This is a genomic window from Bacteroides reticulotermitis JCM 10512, assembly GCF_000517545.1.
Lineage (GTDB): Bacteria > Bacteroidota > Bacteroidia > Bacteroidales > Bacteroidaceae > Bacteroides > Bacteroides reticulotermitis.
The window spans coordinates 15863-28740 of record NZ_BAIV01000043.1 but is presented as its reverse complement, the minus strand read 5'-3'; the positions used below and the strand labels follow the sequence as shown (position 1 = coordinate 28740).

19 protein-coding genes are annotated in these 12878 nt (G+C 40.6%); 12 read left to right on the top strand and 7 right to left on the bottom strand.

Annotated elements, in window-relative coordinates; genetic code table 11:
• From JCM10512_RS19600 to JCM10512_RS19570, 7 genes are all read right to left on the bottom strand, one after another.
• Positions 1-207, bottom strand: a 207-nt coding sequence (locus tag JCM10512_RS19600; protein ID WP_244437342.1) for a DUF4134 family protein, incomplete at its 3' end; no start/stop codon positions are given.
• A 203-nt stretch (positions 208-410) separates the two neighbouring features.
• On the bottom strand, positions 411-1064 hold the full coding sequence (locus JCM10512_RS19595; protein WP_148298487.1) for a hypothetical protein: 654 nt from the start codon (positions 1062-1064) through the stop codon (positions 411-413).
• Positions 1065-1168: 104 nt separating this feature from the next.
• On the bottom strand, positions 1169-1582 hold the full coding sequence (locus JCM10512_RS21665) for a DUF3408 domain-containing protein (protein ID WP_052517309.1): 414 nt from the start codon (positions 1580-1582) through the stop codon (positions 1169-1171).
• Between the two features lie 19 nt (positions 1583-1601).
• Entirely contained in the window at positions 1602-1874 is a 273-nt protein-coding gene (locus JCM10512_RS19585; protein WP_052517308.1) for a DUF3408 domain-containing protein, read from the bottom strand.
• Entirely contained in the window at positions 1871-2302 is a 432-nt protein-coding gene (locus JCM10512_RS19580) for a DUF3408 domain-containing protein (protein ID WP_044165505.1), read from the bottom strand. Before JCM10512_RS19580 ends, JCM10512_RS19585 begins: the two co-directional genes overlap by 4 nt.
• A gap of 4 nt (positions 2303-2306) precedes the next feature.
• On the bottom strand, positions 2307-3062 hold the full coding sequence (locus JCM10512_RS19575) for a ParA family protein (RefSeq protein ID WP_044165504.1): 756 nt from the start codon (positions 3060-3062) through the stop codon (positions 2307-2309).
• Between the two features lie 81 nt (positions 3063-3143).
• On the bottom strand, positions 3144-3368 hold the full coding sequence (locus JCM10512_RS19570; protein ID WP_148298486.1) for a hypothetical protein: 225 nt from the start codon (positions 3366-3368) through the stop codon (positions 3144-3146).
• A gap of 457 nt (positions 3369-3825) precedes the next feature.
• Here JCM10512_RS19570 and mobA point away from each other — a divergent pair, with 457 nt between their 5' ends.
• The 12 genes from mobA (at position 3826) to JCM10512_RS19505 (ending at position 12876) form a co-directional block, all read left to right on the top strand.
• Positions 3826-4248, top strand: a complete 423-nt coding sequence (gene mobA / locus JCM10512_RS19560; RefSeq protein WP_044165498.1) for a conjugal transfer protein MobA — start codon at positions 3826-3828, stop codon at positions 4246-4248.
• A complete protein-coding gene (gene mobB, locus JCM10512_RS19555) occupies positions 4242-5408 on the top strand; it encodes a conjugal transfer protein MobB (RefSeq protein WP_052517307.1) in 1167 nt (388 codons plus the stop codon). Before mobA ends, mobB begins: the two co-directional genes overlap by 7 nt.
• A 216-nt stretch (positions 5409-5624) precedes the next feature.
• Complete coding sequence (locus JCM10512_RS19550; protein ID WP_044165497.1) at positions 5625-5873, top strand: MFS transporter; 249 nt, start codon at positions 5625-5627, stop codon at positions 5871-5873.
• Between the two features lie 108 nt (positions 5874-5981).
• Positions 5982-6659 (top strand): response regulator transcription factor, encoded by a 678-nt coding sequence (locus JCM10512_RS19545; RefSeq protein WP_044165496.1) that lies wholly within the window; start codon positions 5982-5984, stop codon positions 6657-6659.
• On the top strand, positions 6656-7813 hold the full coding sequence (locus tag JCM10512_RS19540; RefSeq protein ID WP_052517306.1) for a sensor histidine kinase: 1158 nt from the start codon (positions 6656-6658) through the stop codon (positions 7811-7813). Before JCM10512_RS19545 ends, JCM10512_RS19540 begins: the two co-directional genes overlap by 4 nt.
• Positions 7814-8049: 236 nt before the next feature.
• Positions 8050-8859 carry a phosphatase PAP2 family protein gene (locus JCM10512_RS19535; protein WP_244437340.1) on the top strand — a complete coding sequence of 270 codons (810 nt, stop codon included), beginning with the start codon at positions 8050-8052 and terminating at the stop codon, positions 8857-8859.
• Positions 8860-8893: 34 nt separating this feature from the next.
• Positions 8894-9223: a DUF4405 domain-containing protein gene (locus JCM10512_RS19530; RefSeq protein WP_044165493.1), complete on the top strand. Its 330-nt coding sequence runs from the start codon at positions 8894-8896 to the stop codon at positions 9221-9223.
• A gap of 21 nt (positions 9224-9244) precedes the next feature.
• Positions 9245-9631, top strand: coding sequence for a hypothetical protein (locus JCM10512_RS19525; RefSeq protein ID WP_148298485.1), 387 nt, complete (start codon positions 9245-9247; stop codon positions 9629-9631).
• 12 nt (positions 9632-9643) lie between these two features.
• On the top strand, positions 9644-10972 hold the full coding sequence (locus JCM10512_RS19520) for a 4Fe-4S binding protein (RefSeq protein WP_044165490.1): 1329 nt from the start codon (positions 9644-9646) through the stop codon (positions 10970-10972).
• Positions 10930-12207 (top strand): hypothetical protein, encoded by a 1278-nt coding sequence (locus tag JCM10512_RS19515; protein ID WP_148298484.1) that lies wholly within the window; start codon positions 10930-10932, stop codon positions 12205-12207. The genes JCM10512_RS19520 and JCM10512_RS19515 overlap by 43 nt, the downstream gene beginning before the upstream one ends.
• Before the next feature lie 13 nt (positions 12208-12220).
• Positions 12221-12505 carry a DUF362 domain-containing protein gene (locus JCM10512_RS19510; RefSeq protein ID WP_081741525.1) on the top strand — a complete coding sequence of 95 codons (285 nt, stop codon included), beginning with the start codon at positions 12221-12223 and terminating at the stop codon, positions 12503-12505.
• A 47-nt stretch (positions 12506-12552) separates the two neighbouring features.
• Positions 12553-12876, top strand: coding sequence for a hypothetical protein (locus JCM10512_RS19505; protein WP_148298483.1), 324 nt, complete (start codon positions 12553-12555; stop codon positions 12874-12876).
• Positions 12877-12878 lie beyond the last annotated feature (2 nt).

The window sequence follows — 12878 nt, the reverse complement described above, 5'->3', positions numbered from 1 at the left end:
GAACTTGTTATATACTTTGATTCCGCCAATGAGTCCGACCACGGCTCCGATGGCGTATATCAATTTCGTTCCGGGGTCGAAATAGCTGGTTACCATGTTGGTAGCTTCGGTGATACCTCCAATTCCGTTGCCCTGTGCGAATGCGGAGGAAACAGCGGCAAAGACAAATGCCGCCGACATAAGAACCTTTTTCTTGAGTGAGAGCAGAGATTGCTTGCACTTTTTGCCGAGCGTGAAAAAGGAAGAATGAAATTCAATTTTGTTCTTTGTCATAACTTGATTTTTTTTAAGATGGTGCGGGGTTGGATAAGCCCCGCACCGGGTGAAACTTGTTTTTACTTGAAATTTTAGTGGTCTGTGAATAGGCTTATCGCGCTATCCGTAATCGTACTTTTTCATTTCCTTACTTTTTAAAATTCGTTACTCTCATACATTCGGATGTTAAAACCCGCCGGGACTTCACTCTGCGGAGTAAGGCTTTCCGCTGACCTTTCGGCGACCTTTTTTTGGAATGCCGTGAGGTAGGTGTTAATAAGGATATCTACCTTATCGCCCCGTCCGGGCTGACCTGAAACGATAGCTTCAAACATATCGGTTCCTTTCAGGTTTAAGAGGACACGTCCGGTTTCCTCTTGTTGCTCCTCTGTAATTGTCGGATTATGTACCACATGGCGGTAGGCTTCGCCCATTTGTTCAAAACTGACCCCCTGGGCGACAGGTTTGCCTTTGATTGGCAAATCCTCACTTTCGTCCTCGTCTTCGGTTTCTTCCGCTTCTTCTTCCGGGAATGGTTTAACTTGCAGCGGATAGTTGATGTCCAAAGGCTCGTTTGTTTCGCCTTCCGGGACAGCACCGAAAACATCGTCCAGTTCTTCCGGCGCTATTTGCCGGGGGTGTTCGGGTACACTTGCGGGAGCAAATATATTCTCTTTTTTTGTATCTAATTCAGTTTCAGGAGTTACGGTAGCTTCTGGCTGGGACTGGCCGGAAAGTGGCAACACAAACCGGCTTTTGCCGATAATATCCCCCTTTTTGCGTTTTTGCTTCATTTTGTCCGTTCGCATTGTTCTTTTTCTTTTCCGTTTTTCCCAAACGATTCAGGTAAACCATTGTCCAGACGGCATAAATGACGGCAAACACAATCAACAAAACGAGTATGGTATGGGAATTAATGGTTATCATCTCTTCTCAGGTGTAAATCGGTTATATCTTCTCCCAAAAACAGAAAGTGGTGCGCCAGTACATTATCAATATAGCTATACATAGTTACCGGTATGCCCTTTTTCCGGGCACTGCTTATGATTGCTTTTATACGGGCATGGTATTTAGGTTGGATCAGCACATCTTTGGCATCATGGGTGGAGGTGTCCGCAGGAAGCAATAAAGCGTTGCAATAGAAGTCGCTCACTTCATGGGATATTTCTTCGCCTGTAATTTTTATGCTTATTTTTTCCGGAGGAATACCTTCTCCGATTATTTCTTTTACTCTCCGCCTGTAACCGATGGCACGGCGGATAAACACGGCGGCTATTACTGCGACAGCCGCCAACACGATACATAACATGATTATTTTGTCTGACATGATTGGAATTTTTAGTGGTTTATATTAAGTCGTTCCGCTCCCGGCGGTAGATATGGTTTATCTCCGCCTTATGTTGTTCTAAGTGTTCGGTGATTACATTGTCTATGTAACCGCCGATGGTTAGTCCCTTTTGATTTATCGAGCGTATAAGCGAACAAAGTATTTCGTGGTTGCGCTTGCTGATATACACGCACCCCCGACGGTCTATCTCAACGGGCTTCAAATATTGCTCTGCATAGGAAGCCATTTCAGCCATTGTTTCCTCCGGCTCTTTTCTGTTTCTTAATTTCATTTCTCTGAATTTTTTATAATGTTTATTCCTTTATGTTTTTCATTATACAGGCGGGTAATCTCGCTGCCGTAAGTGTCAAAATGATGCGCCAGTACATTGTCGATGAAACTCGATAGCGAAACCTCATTGTTTCCGATTACCTGACACACGGATTGAATCGTGTCATGAAATTCCCGCCGTATATAGACCATCTTTCCCGTCCGGGCAGTAATGCCGGATTCTTTGACGAACAGTGTTTCATAATCCGGTTCCTTTCCCCGTTTACGCTTGGTTTCTTCTTTCGGAAATTCTACTGGCGGGGCAGGCTGTTCGCTGTCCGGTTCTTCATTTTCCCTGACAAGCGCATCATGGTCTGTTGGTTCATCCTGTAAGAAGCTGGCGATTATTGCTTTTTCGTCTATATCTTCTTTTTTCACTGTTTTTGCCATAGCGTTATAAATTGATGATTCCTAAAACTTCTTCAACCAGCTCATCCACATTGCTGCCTTTTAGCAATGTCTTATCTACCGGAAACAGGGTGGAGCGGAACAGCGCCTTATGGGATTCGAGAAGTTCACGGCGAAACCGGAGACTGTTCGGGATAAAGGTTTTCAATACCAAAAGACCGAGTTCTGCAATGATTTGTTCATACACATCGTACAGCTCCGATTTCTCCCGTCCATCGACCTGATTCCAAATAAGATACAGACCTTTAATCTTCGCTTTCCCGGTAGTGATAAGCGTATCGTTGAGGCGGGATGCGAAACGCAGGGTGCTTTTCAAAACCAAATGGTCGGCGCTGATAGGCGCAAAAATGTAGTCCATAATCGAAAGTGTATAGATTACTCCCTCTTTATTGACCGTTCCGGGCAGGTCGAAGAAAATAATATCGTACTTGCCTTTTTCCTGTAATGCTTTAGCTGTTTCAGCCGCCTTTTCAGGCAAACTCTTCACTACCGGGTACATCCTCTTATTCAACCGGGTAAATTGTTGGTAAGCCAGCGACTTGTAATAATCATTGTCCGTTGCCATTTTCAAATCACGCTCGCGCATCTCGGCGATGCTGTACTGCGGATAATCGCAATCCACCACCGCTACATCATAGCCTTTCACATAGTGCAGATAAGATGCTACCAGCACCGTAAGGGTTGTTTTTCCTGCCCCTCCCTTTTGAGTAGAGAAGGCAACACACAAATTTTTCTTTTCCATCTTTAAATCATTTAATTAGTTATACATACAGTTGATTATACGCTTGATTAACTGACCGGCAAACCGCATGGCAGGCCATAATTATATCCGGTCGATTGGCTGTTTGAATGGCAGAGAGTTCAGCCGTTTGAATGTTTGAATGGCTGACTGTTTGACCAGCCATGCACCTGACCGTTTTATCATCGGCAAGCCGGACAGTCTTAGGTACGGCATTTCAATCAGCCGTTCATATAGCCGGTTATCCGGCCTCGTGATTAACCTTTCATTTATCCGGTTAATCATTAAGCTATCCAGCCTCTTTTTCATATTATCAATCGTCCGCATAGTCGGTCATATTTTTAAAATTCTCCTGCAAATAAACCTCTTATTCGGCTCGGTTGTATGCGGTTTTCGGGCTATGGAACAGAGTGGCATCCAACTGGCTAATAGAGGCATAATCAGTTATAGCGCAACTGATTATAATGTCCGGTAACTTTGTCGCCATGACGATCCCGGTGGTTAATGAGCCTCCCTTCGACGTTTGATCGGGAAGCTGTTTCAATGGTCTGTCCTTACGGACAGATTTCTTTGCAACGGGGCAAAGAGCAAGCTGTGTTTTCTGCTGCAAATTACATTTGGTGCATCAGAAAACAGCTTGCCCGCAAGGGGAGGAAAAGCTACTCCGAAGTCGGCGCTTTTTAATAGTGGCGGCTCTCGCCACCAGCTAAGGGATCGGATTTTTTATGAATCGGCGTAGCCGTGGCTACTCCTAAAAATCCGATGTATGGAAAAGAAGAATTTACCCGCAAGGGGTAAAGGTGGAAGACCCACCAAAACAGATACGGCGGACTACCGTTTTTCGGTAAACTTTACCGCCGGGGAATATGCCCGTTTCCTCACCATGTTTGAAACTTCCGGGCTTCAATCCAAAGCCGCTTTTATCAAAGCGCGTGTTTTTAACGACACGTTCCGAGTGATAAAAACCGACAAGGGAACGCTCGAATATGTGGCTAAACTCACACAATTCCACGCACAATTCCGCGCCGTAGGAACGAATTATAATCAGGTAGTAAAGGAACTTCACACGCATTTTTCCGAGAAAAAAGCGCTTGCCTTGCTCTATAAACTGGAAAAGATAACGGCGGAATTGGCGGCTATCGGGCAACAGATCATCGCACTTTCCGAAGACTTTAGACAGCGATGGTAGCCAATATTACAACCGGAAGCAACCTTTACGGTGCACTTTTTTACAATCAGGAAAAGGTGGATAAAGGAGTGGGAACGGTACTGGCAACACATATTCTTCGAGAACCTGCGGACGGTAATTTCAGTGTAGCGGAAACAGCAGAAGATATTTTACGGTGGATGCCCGACCATTTTAGAACCGAAAAGCCGGTTATCCATATCTCGCTCAATCCCGACCCTAAAGACAATCTTTCGGATGAACAGCTATCCGAAGTTGCCGGGCATTATATGGATCGCATGGGTTGGGGCAGTCAGCCTTATATTGTATTCAAGCATTCCGATATTGAGCGGGAACACATACATATCGTATCGGTACAAGTCGGTCAGAACGGGAAAAAGATATATGACGGCAAGCGGAATGAACGTAGTGTGGCGATAACCGAAGAACTGGAAAAAGAATACAACTTGCATCCGGCCAAAGGACAAAAGCGTTCCGAGAAATGGCAATTTAAACCTGTTGATTCCGCCAAGGGCGACCTGAAACGGCAGATAGCGGCGGTTATCAAATCCGCACTATCCATGTACCGCTTTCAAACATTGGGCGAGTTCCGAGCCTTACTTTCCTTATATAACATAGGTATAGAAGAAGTCCGGGGGGAAAGGGACGGGAATACCTACCGGGGGTTGCTATATACGGCATTGAACGCTGACGGAAAAAAGGCAGAGGTTACTCCGCTGAAATCTTCCCTGTTTGGGAAAACCGCTGGCTTTGGTGCGTTGGAGCAGCACATGGAAATCTCCGGCGAGAAAATTACGAAAGATAGCAGCCGGGAGCATACCCGCCACCGTGTTGCCGAAGCCTTTCTGGATGCACCAACCGAAAACGCATTACGCGAACGGCTCCGGGCTTACCACATCGACCTCTATATCCGGCGCAACGATGCGGGGCGCATTACCGGGGTAACGTTCATCGACCATGAGAATAGGTGTGTACTGAATGGTTCCCGTCTGGGGAAGGAATATTCAGCTAACGCCTTGAATGAACGCTATCCCGAAGCACCAAAAGCCGGAGCAGATCTGCACGGGGTTTCAAATATAACTCAACCGCAACATGAGATTAGCACTAAAAAAGAAACTGTCCGCAAAAAGAAAAAACCGAATAACAAGAGAGGCTTGAATTAATAATTTTCAAAAAAACATAGACAAATTTGGAATGTTAGATACAATCCGAAATATGGATACTTCCTGCTTTGTAATCTACTATATCTTAATTGATTTGTGATTTCCTAAACTTTACTTAGTTTTCTATATTCTGTCGGAGTTTTACCTTTGACAATCTGAAACTGCTTGTTAAAATACGGTAAATTTGAAAATCCAGAATCATATGCTACCACAGGTATGGGTACATCTCTTATTTTCCCGGCATTGGGTATTCTTGCCATAAAAAAGGTTGCACCACAGATGCGTGGTACTGCCTTAGGTGCTTATTCCGCCTTTTTCGACCTCTCATTAGGCATTGCCGGGCCAATAGCCGGTCTGATAACTGGCTGGTACAACTATCAGAGTGTGTATCTATTTGGAGGCATCAGTTGCATGCTGGCAGTATTGGTATTATTGTTTCTCCGAAAATCATATAGAAATACATGAGCGTTAATAATCATGAATATTCAAAATATCTACAAAATTAACTCCTACTTTTGGCGTTGTAATTTAGATGACTTATATGTGATTTTCAGTTAAACAACAACAAAGGCAATGAAAATATTAATCATAGAAGACGAACGGAAGCTATCCGAAAATATTAAAAATTATCTTTCGGAAGAGAACTATGTATGCGAATGTGCATATACCTACAATGAAGCGGTAGAAAAAATAACGCTCTATTCGTATGACTGCATTCTTCTTGATTTGATGCTTGCCGGAAAAGACGGTTTGGAAATCCTGCAAGAACTGAAACAGCAGAATAAAGAAGAAAGCGTTATCATTATCTCCGCCAAAGGTTCGCTTGAAGATAAACTGAACGGATTACAGATAGGAGCCGATGATTATCTGCCTAAACCTTTTCACCTTTCGGAACTTAGTATGCGTATCTATGCAGTCATGCGAAGGAAAAATTTCGGAAGTAATAATACAGTTAAAGCAGGAGAGATTTCTATTGACTTACTCTCCAAAACTGTCACTGTCAAGGAACAGCAGGTTATGCTGACAAAATCAGAATACGATTTACTCCTTTTCCTGATAGGGAATAAAAATAGGGTTATCTCGAAATCTGCTTTAGCCGAACATCTTTCCGGCGACATGGCTGATATGCTCTCCAATCATGATTTCGTCTATGCGCATGTGAAGAATCTCAAAAGCAAGTTGGAGAAAGTGGGATGCCCTAATTATGTGAAGAATGTGTATGGTGTAGGATATAAATGGGAAATAGGATGAAAGAGAAAAAGTCAAAATCATTATTATGGAAGGTACTTCTTCCCTTTATAGCGGCAGCAGTTGTAATTATGTATATTTCCTATCAAAGTTTAGAGAATAAGGTGGCAAACTATCAGTATTTTATCATGGATGAATGGGAGGACTGGCTACTTCAAGTAGAGGAAAATGCCAAGTTGCCACCGGAAGAACAAAGGGTGCAAAAAATAGATATGGAAGAACTTCGTAGGTTGCAGCAACAGCGTAATGATACATTGGAAAAGATGGATGAAGAAATCGGCCAGCTTCTAACAACGCAATATGCAGTTACACTAATATTTATTATAGCTTATTTGATACTTGTTCTACAAGTTGTTTCAAAACGTTTATGGAAGCCCTTTTATCAAACGCTTGATACATTGGAAGATTTTTCTATTGACAAAGGTGTCGCTCCTCAATTTCAGAAAACCAATGTCAGCGAATTTATCCGCCTGAATAATTCGTTAGAAAAAATGATAAAGAATAGCATTTCCATTTTTCAGTCGCAAAAAGAATTTACGGAGAATGCCTCGCACGAATTACATACTCCGCTTGCCATTATGCAAAGTCAGTTGGATATGCTGATTCAACGTCCCGACCTAACGGAAGAACAATCTGAGATCATATCTTCCATTTATTCCAATGTAAGCCATCTGGCACGACTGAACAATAATCTGCTTCTTTTAGCTAAGATTGACAATCGCAATCAGACCGCAGGCGAGTTGATAAATGTAAGCCAATTGGTACAAGATGTTCTTCCCAATATATCTATGATGATTGAGGATGACGAATTGGACTTCCATTCCGATATACAGGATAATTGTATGCTGAAAGCAAACAAGGTATTGTTTGTGAGCCTTCTCAACAATCTGCTCACGAATGCTATTCGTTATAATCAACCGCAGGGTTGCATCAACCTCACCCTCACGGATAAAGAGATGATTGTTGCCAATACCGGCGATAATCAACATCTTGATGCTGATACTATTTTTCGTCGTTTTTATAAAAATCAGGAAATATCTAAAGGGCATGGTCTCGGATTATCTATCGTTGAGAAAATCTGTAAGTATCACGGTTGGAAAATTGAATATATGTACGAAGAGAGACATCATATTTTTACTGTAACATTCGGTAGCTAAAGTACGCGGCAACTTTCTCGCCATGCTCATTCAATCTAATTTCAAAAATTCAAAATTTCTACAAATTTCATTCTAATTATCTACAAAGTCGGACTGTACCTTTGCACTAAATTTAAATACCCAGTTCGATTATGAAGATTAAAGTGATAATTGTGTTTCTTTTTGTCGTTTCTAAAATAAGCGCACAAGAAGCAGATACTTTGAAGTTTAGAAGTTTAGAAAACTTGAAATTAAACATGAAAGTAGATTCCCTTCTGCCTCGTATAGATATAGATAGCCGGAATCAGTTTAGAGCCCTTCCGTATGACGAAAGAACGAATACTTACTCATCAAAATTCAACGAAGAGTATTTATTCAACATGAATTTGAAAGGAAGAAAAAGAAAGAATAACATATTTAACGCACCTTACTCGAAATTCATAATCCCTGCGACACTTATAACTTACGGTGTAGCTTCACAGTTCGATAAATCAGATGACTATGAAATACACGACGAAGTGACTAAAAGCGGTATCGGTGCATGGACTATTGATGATTATTCGCAGTTTGCTCCGGCTGTAGCCGTATATGGACTGGATTTAATGGGGATAAAAGCAAAGCATAACTTCCGGGATCGGACAATCGTAATGGCTACCTCTCATATCATTATGGGCGGAATTGTACAAACGATGAAAAGCTCAATCAATGTAGTACGACCGGATGGCTCCAATTACAAATCCTTTCCATCCGGCCATACAGCTACTGCATTTGTCGGTGCGCATATCTTGTTCAAAGAATATAAAGATACCTCCCCTTGGATTGGTGTCGCCGGCTACGCTATTGCTACCGGAACGGGATTGCTGCGTGTTACCAATAAAAAACATTGGTTGAGCGACGTGTCGGCAGGCGCAGGTATAGGAATCTTAAGCGCCGAATTGGGCTACCTGCTATTACCCGTAATTCATAAAGCATTTGGCATAGGAGAAAGAAGTAAGAGTAGCAGTCTGGTTATTGCACCGACAATCGGTTTAAACAATTACGGATTGGGAATGGCATATACATTTTAACAAAATATCATTATGAACATAAAAATAGAAAATAATGAACGCATCGCATCAAAAAGCATTTAGCCGCCGCAAGTTTATTTCTGTGGGGTTATTCCTTACTTTCACCGTTTTGGTAATAACAGCTATTGTTATCCAGATTTTTGAGGCTTTAGAAAATGAACTATTCATAGATCTTTTTACAGAAGTCCATATCTTTTCCGGACTTGCATTTATGGTCTTATCAGTCTTTCATGCTAAAATGAACTGGCAGTCGATGAGGGTTTATGTTAAAGCCAAACAATCTGTTTTTAGCAGAGAAGCGGTTTGTGCTTTCCTATTGACTGTGGTTACTATTCTCGTTGGAGTTCTTTTTATTATTTTTTAACTATTAAAACAAAAGGTAGAAATGAAAAAGATAATAGTGTTATCAATCCTAATGACTTTAACTACATTTCAGCTTTTGGCGTGCGATATTCGTTTATCCATTCCTAAGGACAGTGCAAAAGAGATTTACAAGGCAGGAGATGAAGTTGTGGTAGATGTGCAAATACAGTTTAACCACCGTGTTTGTCCTGTGGAAATCAAAAAAACAAAATTCACTTATGAGAATCTGAAAATAGTAGGCGCTACCGATTGGAAAGAAATTAAGCCGGGATATTATACACGACAAATTAAAGTGAAAATTGAGAAAATTAGTGATGCCAAAGATGGACAAGCAAAAATTTCCGCCGTAAGAACTTGCGATAAAGAAGGCGGTTATGCCGTGTTTTCTTTTAATAAACCCCAAAAGTAAGTTTCGGAGATAATGAAAGTACATAGAATAATTCTTTTATTACTATTGTTGGCGATAGGACTTCCTATCCTTGCAAATGCACAAGATAGCATCCCTCTCTTGGAGAAATGCAAATCGTGTGTATATGCAGTTGGAGGGAAAGCACCCTCAACATCATCAGTTTTGTTGAAAATGGCAGGTATTGTGGCAGTAATAGTCTTGGCTACATTATTCGGATGGTTTACATATCATAAAAAGAGATACATATTCTTCGGTTCTGTCGCTACGTTGTTAGTAATTGGCTCGTATGTTTTTGCAATAGAAAAATATAAAAACAAGGAATATCCTGTTCAGTCCTGCGATTCAACTATCTGCATTACCGATTCATTAAACGCCGTATCAACTATTGATTCGCTGAATCCATTTGTCGCTGACGATTTTTTGCCAGCTGGTGGCGAGTTTGAAAATTTATCTGAATTTACAACAACCTCCGATGATGAATTTTCGGAATTTTCATCCGAATTAAATGAGTTTTCGGATAACGAATCGGAAGTTTCACAAACCCCCATTGATAAAAATTTGCTATATCAGACTATTGTATTGTTGATGCTATCAGCAATCATCGGTTTAACCATTAAATACCGTCTTGTAAGAAATAGCAGGGGACTTATTCTTTTAACATCAATCATCTATCTCGGATTTGTGAGAGGTGCTTGCCCATGTATGATAATGAGCCTGCACCAAGTCATACTCTTTATTTTAGGAAATCCTATTACTTTCATTTCGATGCTTTGGTTTCTCGGATTAGTGGTTGTAACCTATTTTTTCGGAAAAACATGGTGCGGTTGGTTATGCCATTTAGGAGCATTGCAAGATGTTATATTCAGGTCGCCCGGACGAAAATGGCTCACGACAGAGAAGTCGCAAAGAATTATAAAATACATTCAAATCGGCTTATTGGTGGTATTAATCGTGCAATTAGTCATAACACGAAGCATTATTTTTGTAAAGTACGATCCATTCAAAGTCGCTTATAATCTATTTTCTTCCAACATAACCGGATATATCTTATTGGTTCTGCTTTTGGTATCTTCTGTTTTAATTTACCGACCGTTTTGCCGTACCGCCTGTCCTGTTGGTCTATTGTTAGGGTGGGTTACAAAAATTCCGGGAGCAAAGAAATTTGTCATTGCCGAAAGTGGATGTAATAATTGTAAAAGTTGTGTCCGCTCGTGTAAACAACAAGCTATTCATTCGGTAGATGGTAAAATAAAAATCAACACGGAAGATTGCATACTGTGTGGCGATTGTATTGGTACATGCAAAAAAGGTTTATTATCAGTAAAACGCAATTCTATATGAGAAAAAAAATCGTCAGTCTTCTGTTTTTTATTCCAATGAGCATCACGCTTTTTGCTCAATGGGAGTGTCCGAGCCAATTAGGTGGAAATTTAAAACAGATAGGAGAATCGGACTTTTCGTGGGGTGTTGAATTGACAGGGGGTGCAGGGTATTTAACCAATAGTTTGATATTAAATCAAATGAGTTTATTTGGATTAAACTATACCAACAAACAGCACACAGTCTATCTTGAAGGGGGCTTCAAAACATGGTATCAGGGAGATTATGACTTGAAAATAAAGTCAGGTACTATCTTTCCCGGACTAAGGGAAGCCTTTTATCAGAATAACAGTTCATTGGGAAATCTTACGCTCGGACTGCAATCCATTCGGTCGGAGGATGTTTATTTGGTCAATGAGCGGGTGCTGGGTCTGAATTATAAAAAGGACTTTAATCGTATCGGGTTGAATGTGTTTGGCGGAACGGTAAGCAAATATTTTGCTCGAAACGGAACCTTTTGCAATATGGCTTATTTATATGATATTTTGCCATATATGAATCAGCCATTACTCGGAGAGTCGTTAGGGCAAACCAATTTAGCAGGTATGACACTTGGTTTTCGTCCCTCGGCAAAAGATAATGAGTTTTCGGACGATGGGTTAGGTGGCGAAAAATCACGGTCTTTTCTTCATGTCGAAACCGTTGGGTTGGCTCTATATTCCGAATTTGGCAGTTGGATAAAAACGCCTACGGTAATGGGTGGAGTATATTCAAACATTGAAATCGGTAACGGATATTGGCTGAAACCCGAATTGTTATATTCTTCGGGTGGCAATTCTGCCTTGATTTATTGTGCTAAGTTTGAAAAATCCGTTATGTGGCAAAACTCACACCGTACTGTTTTTAGTGCTTCATATTATGGTCAAACAGCTTTTGATTCCGATAATGGAGATAGCGAAAACAAATCAAGTAATTCGTTCAGTAATATTTTAGCAGGAACAGTTTTGCGATTTGATACGCCTGATATGCCATTCTATATGTTATCGGTTAAACATACAATTCCTAAATTAAAGGCACATTTGAAAGTTCAGTATGTCGGTCAGACAAAAAACGACCCTAATTCTGAATTTGATATAGAGATAGGGAAGAAGTTTTTCAATAAACTATTGATAAATGCTTCTTACGGATATGTAAACAGCCCTGAACTTCTAAGCAATCCCAATCTTTTCAGGCTCGAAATGCGATTTAATTTTTAATACCACGAACGATATGAAAACAAAAATGAAATTCCTTAAAAGTATTATTTTCGCTGTAATCATTTCGGCGACTTCAATTGCCATTTTGGATTCATGCGAAGTTCTTGATGACGTTCTTTATGCGGTAAATGAACCGAAGTGCACCGGATGCAAAAAATGCCTTTCGGTTTGTCCTCAAGATGCTATTTCCATAGTAAATGGGAAAGCTGTTATCAATAAAGAGGAATGTATCGGTTGCGGAAGATGCCTAAGTGCATGTTACGAGAAAGCGATTTACGCAATACCAGATTCCGAATGAACATGCTAAAACCCATTATATTACTCTTTTTCCTTTTTATCCTGTCTTTGAATACATTCGGACAAGCTAATATTCAATATCTTAAAGGAGAAAAAACGATTTATAATATCGGCGACACAATACAACTTCTCATTCAGATTAAAGCGCCCGAAGAAACCTGTATTGACGGAATGAAAACGACAAAGTTATTCCAAAAAGGTATCTCGATTATCAGTCAATCGGAATGGGAAGAAATTAAAAAGGGATTTTGGCAAAAAGAAATCTCATTGGTTATCAAAGGAAATAAAAATAAAGAAGCCATACTCACGATTTTCAGGCGTAACGACAAGCAATCTATATCTCAACAAGAAAAATTTAAATACAACTCATAAAT

What these genes read in the sequence shown, in the direction of transcription:
- JCM10512_RS19530 (WP_044165493.1), top strand. Translation starts at nt 8,894, where the DNA reads ATGAACGCATCGCATCAAAAAGCATTTAGCCGCCGCAAGTTTATTTCT.
- JCM10512_RS19585 (WP_052517308.1), bottom strand. Translation starts at nt 1,874, where the DNA reads ATGAAATTAAGAAACAGAAAAGAGCCGGAGGAAACAATGGCTGAAATG.
- JCM10512_RS19535 (WP_244437340.1), top strand. Translation starts at nt 8,050, where the DNA reads ATGAAAGTAGATTCCCTTCTGCCTCGTATAGATATAGATAGCCGGAAT.
- mobB (WP_052517307.1), top strand. Translation starts at nt 4,242, where the DNA reads ATGGTAGCCAATATTACAACCGGAAGCAACCTTTACGGTGCACTTTTT.
- JCM10512_RS19575 (WP_044165504.1), bottom strand. Translation starts at nt 3,062, where the DNA reads ATGGAAAAGAAAAATTTGTGTGTTGCCTTCTCTACTCAAAAGGGAGGG.
- JCM10512_RS19580 (WP_044165505.1), bottom strand. Translation starts at nt 2,302, where the DNA reads ATGGCAAAAACAGTGAAAAAAGAAGATATAGACGAAAAAGCAATAATC.
- JCM10512_RS19510 (WP_081741525.1), top strand. Translation starts at nt 12,221, where the DNA reads ATGAAAACAAAAATGAAATTCCTTAAAAGTATTATTTTCGCTGTAATC.
- JCM10512_RS19545 (WP_044165496.1), top strand. Translation starts at nt 5,982, where the DNA reads ATGAAAATATTAATCATAGAAGACGAACGGAAGCTATCCGAAAATATT.
- JCM10512_RS19525 (WP_148298485.1), top strand. Translation starts at nt 9,245, where the DNA reads ATGAAAAAGATAATAGTGTTATCAATCCTAATGACTTTAACTACATTT.
- JCM10512_RS19550 (WP_044165497.1), top strand. Translation starts at nt 5,625, where the DNA reads ATGGGTACATCTCTTATTTTCCCGGCATTGGGTATTCTTGCCATAAAA.
- JCM10512_RS19570 (WP_148298486.1), bottom strand. Translation starts at nt 3,368, where the DNA reads ATGAAAAAGAGGCTGGATAGCTTAATGATTAACCGGATAAATGAAAGG.
- mobA (WP_044165498.1), top strand. Translation starts at nt 3,826, where the DNA reads ATGGAAAAGAAGAATTTACCCGCAAGGGGTAAAGGTGGAAGACCCACC.
- JCM10512_RS19595 (WP_148298487.1), bottom strand. Translation starts at nt 1,064, where the DNA reads ATGCGAACGGACAAAATGAAGCAAAAACGCAAAAAGGGGGATATTATC.
- JCM10512_RS19540 (WP_052517306.1), top strand. Translation starts at nt 6,656, where the DNA reads ATGAAAGAGAAAAAGTCAAAATCATTATTATGGAAGGTACTTCTTCCC.
- JCM10512_RS21665 (WP_052517309.1), bottom strand. Translation starts at nt 1,582, where the DNA reads ATGTCAGACAAAATAATCATGTTATGTATCGTGTTGGCGGCTGTCGCA.
- JCM10512_RS19515 (WP_148298484.1), top strand. Translation starts at nt 10,930, where the DNA reads ATGCAAAAAAGGTTTATTATCAGTAAAACGCAATTCTATATGAGAAAA.
- JCM10512_RS19520 (WP_044165490.1), top strand. Translation starts at nt 9,644, where the DNA reads ATGAAAGTACATAGAATAATTCTTTTATTACTATTGTTGGCGATAGGA.